General features: G+C 42.4%; 13 protein-coding genes and 1 tRNA gene. 11 read left to right on the top strand and 3 right to left on the bottom strand.

Annotated elements, in window-relative coordinates:
• Positions 1-229 precede the first annotated feature (229 nt).
• The 4 genes from P162_RS03705 (at position 230) to P162_RS03690 (ending at position 3,888) form a co-directional block, all read left to right on the top strand.
• Positions 230-1,453 carry an Nramp family divalent metal transporter gene (locus P162_RS03705; protein WP_031425885.1) on the top strand — a complete coding sequence of 408 codons (1,224 nt, stop codon included), beginning with the start codon at positions 230-232 and terminating at the stop codon, positions 1,451-1,453.
• Positions 1,454-1,564: 111 nt separating this feature from the next.
• Positions 1,565-2,320, top strand: coding sequence for a 5-oxoprolinase subunit PxpA (gene pxpA, locus P162_RS03700; protein WP_031425884.1), 756 nt, complete (start codon positions 1,565-1,567; stop codon positions 2,318-2,320).
• Positions 2,313-3,038: a 5-oxoprolinase subunit PxpB gene (pxpB, locus tag P162_RS03695; protein ID WP_031425883.1), complete on the top strand. Its 726-nt coding sequence runs from the start codon at positions 2,313-2,315 to the stop codon at positions 3,036-3,038. Before pxpA ends, pxpB begins: the two co-directional genes overlap by 8 nt.
• Entirely contained in the window at positions 3,031-3,888 is an 858-nt protein-coding gene (locus tag P162_RS03690; RefSeq protein WP_031425882.1) for a biotin-dependent carboxyltransferase family protein, read from the top strand. The genes pxpB and P162_RS03690 overlap by 8 nt, the downstream gene beginning before the upstream one ends.
• On the opposite strand, the gene P162_RS03685 is transcribed toward P162_RS03690, so the two are convergent.
• On the bottom strand, positions 3,859-4,131 hold the full coding sequence (locus P162_RS03685) for a hypothetical protein (protein WP_031425881.1): 273 nt from the start codon (positions 4,129-4,131) through the stop codon (positions 3,859-3,861). The genes P162_RS03690 and P162_RS03685 overlap by 30 nt on opposite strands.
• A 619-nt stretch (positions 4,132-4,750) precedes the next feature.
• Between P162_RS03685 and ilvD the strand changes: the two genes are divergently transcribed.
• From ilvD to P162_RS03645, 7 genes are all read left to right on the top strand, one after another.
• The gene (ilvD, locus tag P162_RS03675) at positions 4,751-6,427 is read left to right on the top strand and encodes a dihydroxy-acid dehydratase (protein ID WP_031425879.1); all 1,677 of its coding nucleotides are present in this window, start codon (positions 4,751-4,753) and stop codon (positions 6,425-6,427) included.
• Positions 6,428-6,436: 9 nt separating this feature from the next.
• Positions 6,437-8,170 (top strand): biosynthetic-type acetolactate synthase large subunit, encoded by a 1,734-nt coding sequence (gene ilvB, locus P162_RS03670; RefSeq protein WP_031425878.1) that lies wholly within the window; start codon positions 6,437-6,439, stop codon positions 8,168-8,170.
• Entirely contained in the window at positions 8,170-8,697 is a 528-nt protein-coding gene (gene ilvN / locus P162_RS03665) for an acetolactate synthase small subunit (RefSeq protein WP_031425877.1), read from the top strand. The genes ilvB and ilvN overlap by 1 nt, the downstream gene beginning before the upstream one ends.
• Before the next feature lie 72 nt (positions 8,698-8,769).
• Positions 8,770-10,272: a ketol-acid reductoisomerase gene (ilvC, locus tag P162_RS03660; RefSeq protein ID WP_031425876.1), complete on the top strand. Its 1,503-nt coding sequence runs from the start codon at positions 8,770-8,772 to the stop codon at positions 10,270-10,272.
• Between the two features lie 80 nt (positions 10,273-10,352).
• Complete coding sequence (ilvA, locus tag P162_RS03655) at positions 10,353-11,627, top strand: threonine ammonia-lyase IlvA (RefSeq protein ID WP_031425875.1); 1,275 nt, start codon at positions 10,353-10,355, stop codon at positions 11,625-11,627.
• A 118-nt stretch (positions 11,628-11,745) separates the two neighbouring features.
• Positions 11,746-13,344, top strand: coding sequence for an NADP-dependent glyceraldehyde-3-phosphate dehydrogenase (locus P162_RS03650; RefSeq protein WP_031425874.1), 1,599 nt, complete (start codon positions 11,746-11,748; stop codon positions 13,342-13,344).
• Between the two features lie 106 nt (positions 13,345-13,450).
• Positions 13,451-13,525 (top strand) — tRNA-Val (locus tag P162_RS03645).
• A gap of 134 nt (positions 13,526-13,659) precedes the next feature.
• Here P162_RS03645 and P162_RS03640 read toward each other — a convergent pair.
• Both P162_RS03640 and P162_RS03635 read right to left on the bottom strand, forming a co-directional pair.
• Positions 13,660-14,964, bottom strand: coding sequence for a UDP-N-acetylmuramoyl-tripeptide--D-alanyl-D-alanine ligase (locus P162_RS03640; protein ID WP_031425873.1), 1,305 nt, complete (start codon positions 14,962-14,964; stop codon positions 13,660-13,662).
• A 71-nt stretch (positions 14,965-15,035) separates the two neighbouring features.
• On the bottom strand, positions 15,036-17,162 hold the full coding sequence (locus P162_RS03635) for a peptidylprolyl isomerase (protein ID WP_031425872.1): 2,127 nt from the start codon (positions 17,160-17,162) through the stop codon (positions 15,036-15,038).
• Positions 17,163-17,325 lie beyond the last annotated feature (163 nt).

The following is a 17,325-nucleotide window of genomic DNA, read 5'->3' as shown; positions in this document are numbered from 1 at the left end:
CTCACTGTTTAAAAAACGGTGAGGCTTTTTTTAGTTTCGAGATCGTTCTTTGAGTAAATTTCCTAAAAAAAGAAAGAACTTTATTGCCCTGCAATTCAATCTTATTTGAAAAAAACCTTGAAAAACGCTCTTTTTATCTCATTTTATGGCCATTTTTATCAATTTTCTTCGGAAATAGCAAAGAAAATAGTCTGACAGCAAATGATAAAACATATAAACACCAACTTCTTTGAAAAATCCGTTTAAGAATATAGGTCCGGGAATTCTTGTTGCTGCGGCATTCATTGGGCCCGGGACGGTCACGGTATGTACGTTAGCCGGTGTTCAGTTTGGGTATGCGCTGCTCTGGGCGCTCAGTATTTCAATTGTTGCAACGATAGTTTTGCAGGAAACATCGGCGCGTATAGGGCTGGTCACGCAAAAAGGGTTGGCACAGGTATTGCGCGACGAACTGCATAATCCGCTACTGAAAAAAATGATACTTGGGCTTGTACTGGTTGCCATTGTTTTTGGCAACGCGGCCTATGAAGCGGGTAATATTAGTGGCGGCGTGCTGGGGATTCAGTTGGCTGGTTTATCTGGTGTTTTCACAGCAGGCGGGGTTTCCATTAATGTGCTCAGTCTACTCCTAGGCGCGCTGGCCTTTTTTCTGCTCTATCTGGGCAATTATAAGGTGCTGGAACGTATTTTACTGAGTCTCGTGATTTTAATGAGCTGTTCGTTCCTGATTACCGCCATCCTTACCAAACCAGATTGGGGACTGGTCTTTCAAAATGCACTGCTGCCCAGTTTTGATACAGATCAGTTGCTTATGATCATTGCGCTGGTGGGGACTACGGTAGTTCCTTACAATCTTTTTTTGCACGCATCGCTTGTCAATCAGAAATGGAAAGACACAAGCGATCTCAAACATGCGCGCACAGATACGTATCTGGCTATAATTCTGGGCGGTTTTGTTTCTATGTGCGTCGTCATTGCGGCGGCGGCGATTCCCGGTGAAAATGTTGATGGACTTACCGGCCTGGCAAAAAGCCTGGAACCGCTTTATGGGGAATGGGCAAATTATTTTATCGCGCTGGGTCTTTTTGCAGCCGGATTGACTTCAGCAATAACCGCTCCACTGGCCGCTGCATATGTGGCGCAAGGATGTCTTGGGTTTTCTGGCGGAATGAAATCTGTGAAATTTAAGTCGGCATGGATGCTGGTTCTGATCACAGGGACGGTCTTTGCCAGTCTGGGCATAAAACCCATAGAGATCATTCAGTTTGCGCAAATTGCCAATGGATTATTATTACCGGTTATCGCAGGGATTTTAATCTGGCTGGCCAATCGCAGCCAACTGCTGGGGGATTACAGCAATAGCTGGGTCAAAAATGGGGTGAGTATTGTGATCCTCGCGATCACCATCGTCCTGGGTGCCAGAACGATACTCAATGTGCTTGGAATTTTATAATTTTAAACCGAAAAATTAACCGAAAAATAACCGAAAAACAACCAATTTTGGCTGATTTCAACTGTTTCAAAGGAATAATAAAAGTAGCGTCCATAACCAAAAACCCAATAATTGACAGCAGCGAAACGTAAAATAGATTTGAATTGTGATACGGGCGAGGGCATGGGCAATGAAGAGGCGCTTATGCCCTTTATCACTGCTTGCAACATTGCCTGTGGCGGCCATGCGGGTTCGCTGGCATCGGTGGCGCAGGTGGTTTCACTGGCCAAAGAACACAAGGTAAAAATAGGCGCGCACCCCTCGTTTCCAGATGAGAAAAACTTCGGGAGGGAATTTATTCCCATGCCCATAACGCTATTGCGTAAAAGTCTGCTGGAGCAAATCAATCTTGTAGCTACGCAATGTACGCGCGAGGGTGTGAAAATGCACCATATAAAGCCTCATGGCGCGCTATATAACCGCTGTGCGGTAGACAAAGAGTATGCTACCATGATGGTAAACCTGATCCGTGAATATTTTCCGGAAACAATACTTTATGCTCCATACGATTCGGTTATTTCCAAAATTGCCAAAGGTGTTGTTGAGGTTCATTTTGAAGGCTTTGCAGACCGTAATTATAACGATGATCATAGCCTGGTTTCCCGCAAAGAGGCCAATGCCATGCGCACAGATCAGGAGGAAATACTCCGTCATATAACGCATATGCTGCTTGATGAAAAAATAAAAACAATTGAAGGCAAAGAAATTGATACACGCGTAGATACAGTCTGTGTGCACGGGGATTCTGCAAATGCCGTTTCCCTGCTGAAATTCCTGCATGAAAAGCTGGGCGAGAAGAACCTCTTAAAAAAGGTGAAAAATGGCTAAAAAACCCCAAATTTCACGTTTTGGTGATCGTGGGATCCTAATGCAGTGGGATTTTGATTTTAGTCCTGAAAATTTGAAAATCCTGCTTTCCGCTAAAGCAAAAATTGCATCGTTGCTGCAGCCGGAAGTCGAAGTTGTGAACACGTATACATCGGTTTTAGTGCGTTATCCCCACATTATAAATTCACGCGATACCGATTTAAAAGCGCTGCAAAAGCTAAACTTTGATCCCACAAAGGATTTTGAGGTGGAACAACGTGTCGTAGAACTACCGGTATGCTATGATTCGCATTTTGGGCTGGATCTGGAATTTCTGGCAAAAGAAAAGAAGCAAAGCATAGATTCATTAATAAGGTTGCATACCGCACCGGTTTACACTGTTTATTTTATCGGGTTTTTGCCCGGTTTTCCCTATCTGGGCGGGCTGGATGAACGTTTGGCGTTTCCACGGAAAAAAGAGCCGAGATCCAGGATTGAAAAAGGAGCCGTGGGCATTGCCGAAAACCAGACCGGAATCTATCCAACTGCGAGTCCGGCAGGATGGCAGATCATCGGTAATTGTCCATTAACGCTATTTGATCCGAACGTGCCAGAACCTTGTTTATTGAAGGCCGGCGATCAGATCCGGTTTAAAGAAGTAGATATCGAAGCGCATGCACGCATCAAAAATGCGGTAGAAAATGGCAATTATGAGCTAAATATTGAGGAAAATGGCTAATATAGAAATTATTTCCCCCGGTTTTTATACGAGTGTTCAGGATCTGGGCAGATTTGGCATCGCCGGCTTTGGCGTACCTCAAGCGGGAGTTATGGATTCTTTTTCGGCAAAGAAGGCAAATTTATTACTTGGTAATAAACCGAACGATGCCGTATTGGAAATTACCTTTTCAGGGCCAAAATTAAGATTTAGTACGCAGACTACTATCTGCGTATGCGGGGCAGCTTTTGAGCTCAGGTGCAATGGTGAACGTTTTGAAAACGATAAACCGTATGTGGTCAATCCGGGAGACCAACTAGATTTTGGAGCATTAAAAGTCGGTTTTAGAGCGTATTTGGCAATTTCTGGTGGAATAAATACCCCATTAATACTTAATAGCCGGAGTCAATATGCAGGAATTACGTCAGATTTTCGCTTAAAAAAAGGAGCAATATTGCCATTATTTGATCTAAAACCAACATTTCCAAATACCTCTGCGCGCGTTCAGTTTGAAAATAAGGAGGGTAAGGATAAATCGATAGAAGTAATACCAGGACCCGAGTATGATTTGCTTCAATCAGAACAGAAAAGGCAACTATTTGAAACTCCTTTTACGCTGTTGCCCACAAGCAACCGCATGGCAATTCAGTTTAAAGAAGAAATAAGAAATAGCTTAGAGGGTATTACAACTTCGGTAACCATGCCTGGGACGGTTCAATTAACGCCCCAGGGCAAGCTACTTGTACTTATGCGGGATTGTCAAATAACAGGTGGTTATCCTCGTATTTTACAATTAAATGAAATGGGAATCAATACGATCTCCCAGCAAATGCCGGGAAAATCAATAACTTTCAAGATGTCTGTGAAATGATTCAAACATAGCATCACTGACCAATTGAATCGTATCCCCGTTGCCCAACTTGCTTTCTACCGCAAGAGCTTCTGTCATTAATATAGGCTGGTGAATAATTGAATTCCAAAGGTCATGAATGTATTCTGGATAATCCTTACCATCATATTTGCTTATAAAGCCCATTTCATCAGCTTTAAAAAGTATGCGCTCTAGTTTTAATTTTGCATTCTTGACATTCTTGTCTTCTAACGTTGTGTTCATGCGATGTTAATCTAATTGGTATATATTATTAAAATCAGTTTATGAGTTGGGTTACCCTCTTTTTATCCTTCATTTTAGGGAGCAATTACAATACCGCGCGTGCTGTCGTAGCAAGCACCAGATATTATTTAAGATTTAGCCGAACATTTTCTAGAGATCATTCTGCTAAAAATTATTAGGATTTTGCTTTGGAGAAACGTTGTTAAATATTATAAGATATTGATAATATGAATTTTACAGCCTATTCTTTTACAATTCACAGTTTATTGATGGGTAGTTATGAATTCTCTAAATATTGCAAAAAAATGTGGCAGCTACATATAAAATTTATGTTGATTGGGATTTAAAGAATAGCAATGTGTGGAATTATTCTACGATTGTGGGTAAAACATTCAAAGTTCAAAGATGTGGGCTGGAATGTGGAAATTTTAGCGCTAAACACCTGAAAATACTATTTTCAACAAATCTTAAAAAATTGGCTATAGTAACAAAAACACATTTAAATAGATGATATTCAATGAATTAAAAAGCTAAGTTACCTGTTAGCAATTAATGGCCTTAGAACATAACGGAAAGAAAAGCATTTAATCTTCTTATTTTCGGAGGTACAATATAACTTATGGAATTAAACAAGTACAGTAAAACAGTTACTCAAGATCCCACACAGCCGGCCGCACAGGCGATGCTACATGCCATCGGCCTTACGGATGAAGATTTTAAAAAACCTATAATAGGGATAGCAAGCACCGGTTATCAGGGCAATCCCTGCAATATGCACCTCAATGACCTGGCCGCTGATATTAAGACCGGGATTGATGATGCGAATATGGTAGGCCTTATTTTTAATACCATTGGTGTAAGTGATGGTATTTCCATGGGTACTCCTGGAATGCGTTTTTCATTGCCCTCCCGCGATATAATTGCAGACAGTATGGAAACCGTGGTGCAGGCGATGAGTTATGACGGTCTGGTTACCGTAGTGGGCTGTGATAAAAATATGCCTGGTGCGCTAATGGCCATGTTGCGATTGGATCGTCCTTCTATATTAGTATATGGTGGTACGATCGCCCCCGGTTGCCATAAGGGTAAAAAACTTGACGTGGTTTCTGCTTTTGAAGCCTGGGGTTCCAAGGTTGCGGGTACTATAGATGAAAACGAATTCAAGCAGGTCATCAACAAAGCCTGTCCCGGTGCTGGCGCCTGCGGCGGAATGTATACTGCAAATACCATGGCGTCTGCGATTGAGGCCCTAGGCATGTCCTTGCCGTATAATTCTTCCAATCCAGCGGTGAGCGATGATAAAAAAGCAGAGTGCAAACGTCTGGGCGATGCGCTTAGAAACCTTATAGAAAAAGATATTAAACCTTCTGACATTGTCACGCTAAAAATGATGGAAAATGCCATTCGTTTAGTGATTGTTCTGGGAGGTTCTACAAATGCAGTATTGCACTTTCTGGCCATTGCCAAAGCGGCAAACATTGAATTTACCCTGGCCGACTTTCAACGTATCAGTGATTCTACACCCTTTCTGGCTGATCTTAAACCCAGTGGAAAATACCTTATGGAAGACCTGCATAATGTAGGCGGAATCCCGGCGGTGATGAAATATATGCTCAAGGAAGGCATGTTGCATGGGGACTGTCTAACGGTAACGGGTAAAACCATTGCTGAAAACCTTGCAGATGTGCCCGATTTGAAAGAAGGGCAGGACGTCATTATGCCAAAAGAAAAGCCAATTAAAGAAACAGGCCACCTGCGCATTCTCTTCGGGAATCTTGCTGAAGGGGGCAGCGTAGCTAAAATTACCGGAAAAGAAGGACTCCGCTTTAGCGGGCCTGCGAAAGTATTTAACGGCGAATATGCGGCAAATGATGGTATTAGGGACGGTAAAGTACAAAAAGGAAATGTAGTGGTCATTCGCTATGAAGGTCCGCAGGGTGGCCCCGGAATGCCCGAAATGCTTAAACCAACTGCCGCCATTATGGGCGCTGGTCTGGGCAAAGATGTGGCGTTGATCACAGACGGTCGCTTTTCCGGCGGTACGCACGGATTTGTGGTGGGTCATATTGTCCCAGAAGCTCAGGAAGGCGGGAATATCGCGCTTGTAGAAGATGGCGATATAATCACTATTGATGCGGAAAGCAATTCTATTACCGTTGACGTTTCCGCAGAAAAATTAAAAGAAAGAAAAGAAAAATGGAATGCGCCAAAGCTCAAATTTGATCGCGGCGTACTCTACAAATATGCAAAGACCGTTTCTTCGGCCTCTCAGGGTTGCGTGACGGATGAATTTTAGACTAATGCTATGGAAATACAAACGATGAAATTGCAGCCTAACGAGAATCAGGTTACGGAACGTATAACGGGAAAAGAGGCAATTATAAAATGTCTTCTGGCTGAAGGTGTTACCACGCTTTATGGTTATCCCGGTGGAGCGATCATGCCTGTTTATGACGAACTTTATAAATACCAGGATCAGCTCAACCACATTCTTACCCGCCATGAGCAAGGTGCCACGCATGCCGCACAAGGATATGCCCGTGTAAGCGGAAAAGTGGGCGTAGCCATTGCAACCTCTGGTCCCGGTGCGACAAACCTGATTACGGGAATTGCCGATGCGCAGATAGATTCTACTCCCATGGTCTGCATTACGGGTCAGGTTTCTTCCCATTTATTGGGTAGCGACGCCTTTCAGGAGACTGATATCATCGGTATTTCCACACCGGTCACTAAATGGAATTATCAGATCACGCACGCTTCTGAAATTCCGGAGATTATGGCCAAAGCATTTTATATCGCCAAAAGTGGCAGACCGGGGCCGGTACTTATTGATATTACCAAAGATGCACAATTTGAGGAATTTGATTTCACCTATAATAAGTGTACCGGTATCCGCAGTTATAAACCCATACCGGTGATGGATAAGGACAAGGTTGCCGAAGCTGCGGAACTGATCAATAATGCAAAAAAACCCTTCATCGTTTGGGGTCAGGGTGTAATTCTGGGCAAAGCCGAGGAAGAATTTAAAGCGCTCGTTGAAAAAACCGGAATTCCGGCCGCATGGACCATTTTAGGCGTTTCCGCAATCCCTACAGATCATCCCCTTAATGTGGGTATGGTGGGTATGCACGGAAACTATGCGCCCAATATGCTGACCAATGAATGTGACGTTTTTATCGCTATCGGGATGCGCTTTGATGACCGCGTAACCGGAGATTTAAATACCTATGTAAAACAAGCCAAAGTCATTCACTTTGAAATTGATCCCGCAGAAGTCAACAAAAACGTCAATGCAGATGTGGCCGTTTTAGGCAACAGCAAAGAAACACTGGCGGCACTATTGCCATTGGTCAAAGAAAATAAACATGAGGCCTGGCACCAGCAGTTTAAGGATTTATATAAAATTGAATATGATAAAATCATAACCCATGATATTCACCCTACAAAAGAGGGCCTGACCATGGGCGAGGTTTTAGAAGGCATCAACGAAGTAACTAAAGGGGACGCGGTAATCGTTTCTGATGTGGGTCAGCACCAAATGGTCGCCTGCCGCTATGCAAAATTCAATAAAACGCAGAGCAACATCACCTCTGGCGGGTTGGGAACCATGGGATTTGCACTTCCCGCGGCGATAGGTGCTAAAATGGGCGCTCCAGAACGTGAAGTGGTGGCCATAATAGGGGATGGTGGTTACCAGATGACCATTCAGGAATTGGGTACTATTTTTCAGACCAAAGTACCTGTAAAGATCGTGGTACTTAATAATGATTTCCTAGGGATGGTGCGTCAATGGCAGCAGTTGTTTTTTGACAGGCGCTATGCTTCTACAGAAATGGTAAACCCTGATTTTGTCGCTATCGCAAAAGGTTATTCCATAGAGGCGCAGCAAGTAACAAAGCGAGAAGATCTTACCGCGGCCATTGAAACTATGATTGCTTGTGATGGGCCCTATTTCCTTGAAGTTAAAGTAGAAAAAGAAGATAACGTATTCCCAATGGTTCCGTCAGGAGCTTCAGTTTCAGATATAAGATTAGAATAATGAACGAAGAAAAAACATATACCGTTTCCATCTATACCGAAAATAATATCGGTTTGTTGAACAGAATCTCGGCCATATTTCAACGTAGGCATATAAATATAGAAAGCCTGAACACGTCCATTTCAGAAATTGAAGGCGTATCCAGGTTTACGCTTGTGCTCAGCCTTACCGAAGAACGTATCAAAAAAATAATTGGCCAGTTGGAAAAACAGGTCGAGGTGATCAAGGCGTTCTACCATACAGACGAGCAAACTATTTTCTTGGAAAGTTGTCTTTTTAAGATCAAATCTTCACTGCTTTTTGAAGAACCGCAGATCCAGAACATCATTAAGGAAAGCAATACGCGTATTGTTACCGTAAACAAAGAGTTTTTTGTGTTGGAGAAATCCGGTCGCCGTAGCGAGATCGAGTTGCTTTACAGGGAACTGAGCGTTTTCGGTATCATGCAGTTTGTACGCAGTGGCCGTATTGCAGTAACAAAAGATGAAATGAAAATTTCAACCTTATTGGCTGAATTCAAAGAATAAACAAAGCAAATTAACCAAATAATGACCCAAAAAGGGTGAAAAATTGCCCTTTTAGGAACAAAACCAATTAGAATGAAAAATTACTTCAATACGCTTTCACTTAGAGATCAATTGGCCCAACTGGGCAAATGCCGTTTTATGGAAGCTGATGAATTCAGTGAAGGAGTAGAGGCGCTTAAAGGAAAAAAGGTGGTGATTGTAGGTTGTGGCGCACAAGGGCTTAACCAGGGCCTCAATATGCGTGATTCTGGCCTCGATATCTCTTACACGCTACGCGAGGGCGCCATAAAAGAAAAACGCGCATCTTATAAAAATGCCACCGAAAATGGTTTTAACGTGGGAACGTATGAAGAATTGATTCCTACGGCAGATCTGGTTTGCAATCTTACGCCAGATAAGCAGCACACCTCAGTGATTGAAGCGATCGTCCCTTTGATGAAAAATGGGGCGACCCTTTCCTACAGTCACGGTTTTAACATCGTGGAAGAAGGAACCAAAATCCGTGAAGATATTACGGTGATCATGGTAGCGCCAAAATGTCCAGGTTCTGAAGTGCGCGAAGAGTACAAACGCGGTTTTGGTGTACCTACGTTAATGGCCGTACATCCTGAAAATGATCCCGAACAAAAAGGTTTTGAGCAGGCGAAAGCCTATGCGGTCGCCACGGGTGGGCACCGCGCGGGTGTGCTGGAGTCCTCTTTTGTCGCTGAGGTAAAGAGTGACCTTATGGGCGAACAGACCATCTTATGTGGGGTGTTACAGACCGGTTCCATTCTTTGTTTCGACAAAATGGTAGAAGAAGGCATTGATAAAAACTATGCCGCACGTTTGATTCAGTATGGATGGGAAACCATTACCGAAGCTTTAAAACATGGCGGGATTACTACCATGATGGACAGGCTCAACAATCCATCAAAAATCAAAGCTTTCCACCTTGCCGAAGAGATGAAACAAACCCTTCGTCCTCTTTTTGAAAAGCACATGGATGATATCATGTCTGGGCATTTCTCAAAAACAATGATGGAAGACTGGGCAAACGATGACAAAAACCTTCACAAATGGCGTGCTGAAACCGGAGAAACCGCCTTTGAAAAAACAGACGCACAGGAGCAAAAAATAAGCGAACAGGAATATTTTGATCACGGTACGCTTATGGTCGCTTTTGTAAAAGCGGGCGTAGAACTTGCTTTTGAGACCATGACCGCTGCAGGTATCATTGAAGAGTCGGCGTATTATGAGTCTCTCCACGAGACGCCGCTTATCGCCAATACCATTGCGCGCAAGAAGTTATTTGAAATGAACCGTATCATTTCGGACACGGCGGAATATGGTTGTTATCTTTTTGATCACGCCGCAAAACCTTTGCTTCAGGATTTTATGAAGAATATTGATAAGAAAGTAATAGGCGCTGATTTTGCCAAAGATAATGGTGTGGATAACCGCGAACTCATAGCGGTTAATGATGCGATTAGAAATCATCCCGTTGAAGAAGTGGGCGCCTGGTTGCGCGAATCCATGACTTCTATGAAAGAAATCAGAACTGCTGTTGAAGAACAGGAGGCGGTTACTGCATAATTCAATTGTAGACAATTCAGTCTAAATTTTGCCAAACCTTGGGATTTTTATATTCTAAGGTTTTTGTAATAGATAATAAAATGACAAGTTTGACCCAAACGAAGAGCACATACTATCCCACATTAGACGCTGTTAGGCAGGCTGCAGAAACATTAAAATCAGTCGCAGCCCGCACGCCTTTGATGCAAAATATTCATTATTCAAGGCAGTTTGACGCAAATATTATGCTCAAAAGGGAAGATTTGCAGCAGATTAGATCTTACAAAATTAGGGGCGCTTATAACAAAATTAGTTCGCTTAGCGAAGAAGATCGTAAAAAGGGGATCGTGTGTGCAAGTGCGGGCAACCACGCGCAGGGCGTAGCTTACGCCTGTGCAAAACTGAATATCAAAGGGACAATTTATATGCCCTCGCCTACGCCAAAACAGAAGATTGAGCAGGTTAAAATGTTTGGGGAAGATCTGGTAAATATTATACTCACCGGCGATAATTTTGATGATGCAAGTAAGGCTGCCCAGGCGGAATGCAAACTTCTAGGGAAGATATTTGTGCATCCTTTTGATGATGAAAAAATCATTGAGGGCCAGGCGACGGTGGGACTTGAAATTCTGGAGCAGACCGAAGATCCCATTGATTATGTTTTTGTACCCGTGGGCGGCGGTGGTCTGGCCTCTGGCCTGAGCACGGTTTTTCACCTGCTCTCACCAGAAACAAAAGTTATTGGCGTGGAGCCTGAGGGAGCGCCCTCCATGCGTACCTCGATCATGGCGAAGGCAAATACCAAGCTTTCCATGATTGAAAAGTTTGTGGATGGTGCGGCCGTACAGCGTGTGGGCGACCGCAATTTTGCTATCTGTAGTGAATATCTCAGTGAGATGGTAACCGTGCCCGAAGGGAAAATTTGCCAGACGATTCTTGATTTGTATAACAAAGATGCGATTGTTGTTGAGCCTGCCGGAGCGTTAACGCTTTCGGTGCTTGATATGTATGCCGAAGAAATCAAAGGCAAAAATGTCGTGTGCGTGATCAGCGGAAGCAATAACGACATCACGCGTACCGCAGAAATTAAGGAACGTGCGTTACTCTATCAGGGACTAAAACATTATTTTATAATCCGTTTTCCGCAGCGGGCCGGAGCTTTGAAAGAATTTGTTGCAGAAATTATGGGTCCTGATGATGATATCACCTTTTTTCAGTATTCCAAAAAAACCAATCGCGAAGACGGTCCGGCGGTTGTTGGGATTGAATTGAAAGCCCAGGATGATTTAAAACCGTTGATCAGACGTATGAAAAACCGAAATTTCTTCGGTGAATACCTTAATGACAAACCCAATTTGTTTGAGTTTTTGATCTGAGTTGTACTGTTTGCTTTCAATCCGTTTACTTGCCATTTAAATGGTTTTGAAAACCTTGAAAAACCGTATTTCGCTCTATTTAAAAAAATGTACTATTAATTTTTACAAAGAACACTGAATGATTTCTTCTAAAACTTCTGATATACCCCAGCAATTTCAAGTAAAACCCCTTGAGCAAAACACCTATCTGATAGATGGTAAACTGATTCCCTGGAAAGGTAAAACAACTGATGTGTTTTCTAGCATTGAAACAGAGCAGGAAGGAGAATTACAACCTACACGCCTGGGATCCATTCCCAGCTTAAGCGAAAAAGAAGGTCTGGATGCCCTCAATGCGGCGATGAAGGCCTATGATAAAGGACAGGGGGAATGGCCTACGATGAAGGTTGCAGACCGTATCAAATGTATGGAAACCTTTGTGACCAAGATGAAAACCAAACGGGAGGAGGTCGTAAATCTGCTCATGTGGGAAATCTGTAAAAACTATCCTGATTCCCAGAAGGAATTTGACCGTACGGTAGAATATATCTACGATACGATTGAGGATTACAAAAACATGGACCGTGACAGTGCAAAGTTTCATAAACAGGACGGTATTCATGCGCACATACGCCGTGGTCCGTTAGGGGTGGTGTTGTGTATGGGTCCTTACAACTATCCCTTAAATGAAACATTTTGCCTACTTATCCCAGCGCTTATTATGGGAAATACGGCAATCTTTAAACCGGCGAAGCATGGTGTTTTATTGATTTCCCCACTCCTGGAAGCTTTTCAGGAGAGTTTTCCCGCAGGTGTGGTAAACATCGTTTATGGGAGGGGCAGGGAAGTGGCCGCGCCTATTATGAAGACCGGTAATGTAGATGTGCTGGCGCTTATAGGGCACAGCTCTTCAGCAAATGCCCTTCAAAACCTGCATCCTAAAAAGAATCGTTTGCGTTTGGTTTTAGGACTTGAAGCAAAAAATCCGGCAATAATACTGCCTGATGCAGATCTGGATCTTGCCGTCTCCGAATGTATTGCGGGTACACTTTCTTTTAATGGTCAACGCTGTACGGCGCTAAAAGTGGTTTATGTACATGAAAACATTGCCGAAACCTTTAATAGAAAGTTTTCGGAACAGGTTGATAAATTAAAATTCGGACTCCCGTGGGAGGATGGCGTCAAATTAACTCCCTTGCCAGAACCTGATAAGCCAGATTATATTCAGGAATTGATAGATGATGCTACGGAAAAAGGTGCTAAAATATTAAACAAAAAGGGCGGGGAACGCAGTAAAAACTACATTTTCCCAGCTGTTTTGTTTCCAGTGAGCAAAGAAATGCGGGTTTATAAAGAAGAACAATTTGGCCCGGTAATTCCTGTGCTTACTTTTAAAGATATAGATGAGCCCTTAGATGATATGGCGGAATCCAATTATGGTCAGCAGGTGAGCTTATTCGGTAAAGAAGTCAAAACCCTTGCGCCGCTGATAGATACTTTAGTAAACCTGGTATGCCGCGTAAACCTGAACAGTTCCTGTCAACGTGGCCCTGATGTCTATCCCTTTACCGGTCGTAAAGATTCTGCCGTGGGTACACTGAGCGTGCACGATGCACTGCGTTCGTTCTCTATACGTACATTTGTGGCTTCTAAAGACAACGCTTACAACAACGCGATTTTACAGGAATTAATGGATGCCAAAAAATCGAATTTTGTAAGTACGGATTATATTTTATAGTTGGTTTAGAAAAGCTGTCCTTAAACAAACCTTATTTTGATTTGATGCTTGAAAAGAAGCATTTGGCGGGTGTGTATAAATCCCTTATTTTTGCTCACCCATTGTGGGACCATTAACTCAGTTGGTTCAGAGTGTCACGTCGACAACGTGGAAGTCGTTGGTTCGAATCCAACATGGTCCACACCTTATAAACATCCAAAAACGCCCGAAAAACAAGTTTTTTTCGGGCGTTTTTTATGCTCAATTAGTGATTTTCTACTGAAAATATATCGTTATGAACTTTTAAAAGATGCTTCTAAATAGAAGGATTTTTTTTTAAGAAGATAGTTTTTTTAGCGTGGGTACAAGTCGCTCTAGCGCCATCCCACGAGAACCTTTTATAAGTACTAATGTTTCTTTCTTTAAAAGACTTTTTACCTGTTCTGGTACGTTTTGTTCAAAAGCGGTAACATCATCAAAATAGAAGAGCTTTTCAGAATTTATGTGGGTTTTCGCGAAATTCTTTCCTATAAGTACAACGGAATCATACGCTTGCGCTAGTGCCAACGTTGCAATCTGCATATGTTCACTTTCGGCTGTATCGCCCAACTCAAACATGTCGCCGAGAATGGCGATTTTATGTTTGGCACCCAAACCTTTAAAATTGGTCAGGGCAGCCTCCATACTTGTGGGATTTGCATTGTAGGCATCAAGCAAGAGCGTTAACTGTTCCACTTGCATAAGTTGCGAACGGTTATTTGCCGGTTTATACCCGGCCAGCGCTTCTTTGATTTTTTCAGGCTCCACTTCAAAAAAAACGCCCATACTTAGCGCAGCCGCCATATTAGAAGCATTATAAAAACCGGTTAGTTGGCTCGTAAATGGCTCTTTTTGATATATAATTTCAGCAAAAGGCAGCGCAGGAGGGTAGGTTACCACAAGATTATTATTGGCATTGGTCCCAAAGCTATAAAAGTCTGAAGTAGCGGTTCGTGCCCTTTGTTTCTCATCATCAGCATTTATAAAAAGTGTACCACCGTTTGCCTTAATATAATCGTAAAGTTCACTTTTACCTTTTACTACGCCAGCTTCGCTGCCAAAACCTTCGAGATGTGCCTTGCCAAAGTTTGTGATGTAGCCATAATCTGGTGCTGCGATCTGACTCAGGTTTTTTATTTCTTTAAGATGATTCGCACCCATTTCCACAATGCCTATTTCCGTTTTTTCATTCATGGATAACAGGGTAAGGGGTACACCTATGTGGTTATTGAGATTGCCCTGGGTGGCCGTGATTTTGTATTTTTTAGAAAGCACCGCGTTGATCAATTCTTTTGTCGTGGTCTTCCCATTGCTTCCGGTAAGGGCAATGATAGGCAAACCGAGGAATTTCCTGTGAAAATGCGCCAGATCCTGAAGTGCTTTCAGCGAATCTTTTACCAGAAGAGTATGTTCCTGTTCATAGTCATCATCATCAATTACGACATTACAGGCACCGCTCTTCAGTGCTTTATCAGCAAAGGTATTCCCATTGAAATTCTCCCCGGAAAGGGCAAAAAACAAGCTATTTTGACTGATTTTGCGGGTGTCTATACAAATTCCTGAAGATTTCAGAAAAATATCGTGGAGTTCATTTATAGTCATGGTATAAATATAAAAAGACCATTTTCAAAAATTGAAAATGGTCTTGCTATTATTTTGAAAACAAATTGTTCTTAGTAAAAGTTTGCCCTTTGATCTTCGATTTCTGCTGCATCTTCTAATGCTTTGGTCACATTTGCATTGACCGAATTTCTATTGGTAGCTGTTTGTTGCATGGTAAAGCTTAAGTAATTATCCATTTCCTTCGCTTTATTGATAGCCGTAGGTTTTACAAGATAAACTCCTTTCTCACCCACGATAGGTTCTGAGACCGTGTTTTCTTTCAGTCCAAACAACGCACCTACAACTTTAGGTTCACGACCAGCCCCGGCAAGGGTAGGGTTTTTAAGGCTAACCGCTGATGCCGTTTGTACCTGTACATTATTGGCACTGGCGATGGCGGTAAGATCATTACCAGAGATCTTATCCTGAATCATCTTAGCTTTCTTCTCATTGCGAACCAGCGGAGTCACACTTGCTGATGCTTCATCAACCTGCATAAGTCCGGCAGGGCTCTTTTTAGTAAGTTGGACCACAAGATAACCACCATTTAATGAGAACCTCTTAATATCGCCCACTTCGGTCTCTTCTTCAAAAGCCCAGCGAATAATTTCGCGCTGGCTCCCTTCTCCTGGAATGGTTTCATCTAAGGCCTTGATGTTATTGACCGGTCTTACGGTATAGTTATCTTTCTTTGCCACTTCAGTAAATTTTTTCTGATCAGCGTTTGCTGCCATTTCAAATTTAGTGGTCGCGGTGAAAATGTCATTTACAGTTTGTTGAGAAGGCTCAATTTCTTTAGAAACCGTAGCAAGTTTGATAGCACGTTGCTCACCCTTTTGATCTTCAATTTTGATAACATGATATCCAAATTGACTTTCCACGACGTCAATATCCCCTGTGTTCTGCATGAACACGAAATCATTAAAAGGCTTTACAAATGTATTTTTTGCTACATACCCAAGATCACCGCCTTTTTCGGCGCTTCCCTGATCAGTGGAAAATTCGGTAGCAAGTTCAGCCATTTTTGAAGGCGTTTTGCGAAGTACTTCCGCAAGACTGTCTGCTAATTTTTTTGTTTCTGCTTTGGATCGTGTTACCGCTCCTGCATTCTGTAGACCTGCAAAAGGAAGCAAAATATGTGATGATTTTACTGAATCTGGTATTTGTTCTACCGCAATTACCCTTGATATTTTGTAAGCCCCGTTGTCTTTATAAGGTCCATAAACCTCATTTTCATTCAATGCAAAAAGTTGGTCCTGGAAAGCGGTAGGTAGTTCGTTCTTGAAATAGAAACGATCTGTGTAGCGCTGGTCTGAAAATTCATTTACAAATTCTTCAGGATTATCGGTTTTTGATAGTCCGGCGATGGTGTCGTTTGATTTGGTAGCAGCATTATAACCTGCTTTATCATTCAAGTACGTTGCAACTTCTTTTTCAACTTCCTTCTCATCCTTAAGGGTAGGTTTTTCATCAAACTTCACAAAACGAAGGCTGCGGTTAGCTTCTACCTGATATTTGTTCTGGTGTTTTTTGATATAGCTTTCAATATCTGATTTAGAAACTTTTACCTGATCATCTGGAATGCTGCTAAAAGGGATGTTCACAAATTGTGCATCGCGTGTGCTGTTTTGCATTTCATAAGCTTGCTTGCCCTCACTAAGGGTTGCGCCCATTCCTGCTTTAATAAGGTTAAAATAGATCAGTTCTTCTTCATTTTTTGCAAGTCCCTGCTCATAATCTACCCACTGGCTGTAAGCCGCTTCATTAGTAGAACGCAATGTCGCAATATACTCGCGCATCTTACCTTCACTAAAAACCCCATTTGCATCTTGAAATTGAGGCTCGTTTTGCAATGCTTCTTTAAGAATACTGTTCAAGCGGTCCTCTTCTACGGTAATGCCAAGTTCATCCATCTGTTCGCCCAGTAGAACATCATTAAGTTCTTGTTGCCATACCATATTCTGGACTCGGGTCGTGCTCATTTGACCACCATAGCGGCTGGTCTGTAACTCTACCTTCTTGGCAAAATCATCCCTGTCAATATCTTCCCCGTTTACCGTGGCTAATACACGCTGCGATTTTTGAGTATTGAAACCGCCACCTTTGAACAAATCTGCAAGTACAAAGGAGAAAAGGGCCAGGGCAATGATGATGATCAAAAATACCGAACGTTGCCTGATTTTGTTTAAAACTGCCATGATATACTACTAATATGCAGGGAAAGACCTGCGTTAAATTAAATTCTGCGTTATTTATAGCTTTTTGGGTGATTTTTAACCACCTCTACCGCAATAAAGGGCGAAAATACTATTTTATATCAAAAGATAAAACTGAAATCGCTTAAATAAGATAAGCCAAAGG

Source organism: Flavimarina sp. Hel_I_48 (genome assembly GCF_000733945.1).
GTDB lineage: Bacteria > Bacteroidota > Bacteroidia > Flavobacteriales > Flavobacteriaceae > Leeuwenhoekiella.
The sequence above is the reverse complement of the archived record's forward strand: the minus strand, read 5'-3'. Positions and strand labels throughout refer to the sequence as shown.

What these genes read in the sequence shown, in the direction of transcription:
- ilvB (WP_031425878.1), top strand. Translation starts at nt 6,437, where the DNA reads ATGGAAATACAAACGATGAAATTGCAGCCTAACGAGAATCAGGTTACG.
- P162_RS03690 (WP_031425882.1), top strand. Translation starts at nt 3,031, where the DNA reads ATGGCTAATATAGAAATTATTTCCCCCGGTTTTTATACGAGTGTTCAG.
- P162_RS03685 (WP_031425881.1), bottom strand. Translation starts at nt 4,131, where the DNA reads ATGAACACAACGTTAGAAGACAAGAATGTCAAGAATGCAAAATTAAAA.
- ilvD (WP_031425879.1), top strand. Translation starts at nt 4,751, where the DNA reads ATGGAATTAAACAAGTACAGTAAAACAGTTACTCAAGATCCCACACAG.
- P162_RS03635 (WP_031425872.1), bottom strand. Translation starts at nt 17,162, where the DNA reads ATGGCAGTTTTAAACAAAATCAGGCAACGTTCGGTATTTTTGATCATC.
- P162_RS03640 (WP_031425873.1), bottom strand. Translation starts at nt 14,964, where the DNA reads ATGACTATAAATGAACTCCACGATATTTTTCTGAAATCTTCAGGAATT.
- pxpB (WP_031425883.1), top strand. Translation starts at nt 2,313, where the DNA reads ATGGCTAAAAAACCCCAAATTTCACGTTTTGGTGATCGTGGGATCCTA.
- ilvN (WP_031425877.1), top strand. Translation starts at nt 8,170, where the DNA reads ATGAACGAAGAAAAAACATATACCGTTTCCATCTATACCGAAAATAAT.
- ilvA (WP_031425875.1), top strand. Translation starts at nt 10,353, where the DNA reads ATGACAAGTTTGACCCAAACGAAGAGCACATACTATCCCACATTAGAC.
- P162_RS03650 (WP_031425874.1), top strand. Translation starts at nt 11,746, where the DNA reads ATGATTTCTTCTAAAACTTCTGATATACCCCAGCAATTTCAAGTAAAA.
- ilvC (WP_031425876.1), top strand. Translation starts at nt 8,770, where the DNA reads ATGAAAAATTACTTCAATACGCTTTCACTTAGAGATCAATTGGCCCAA.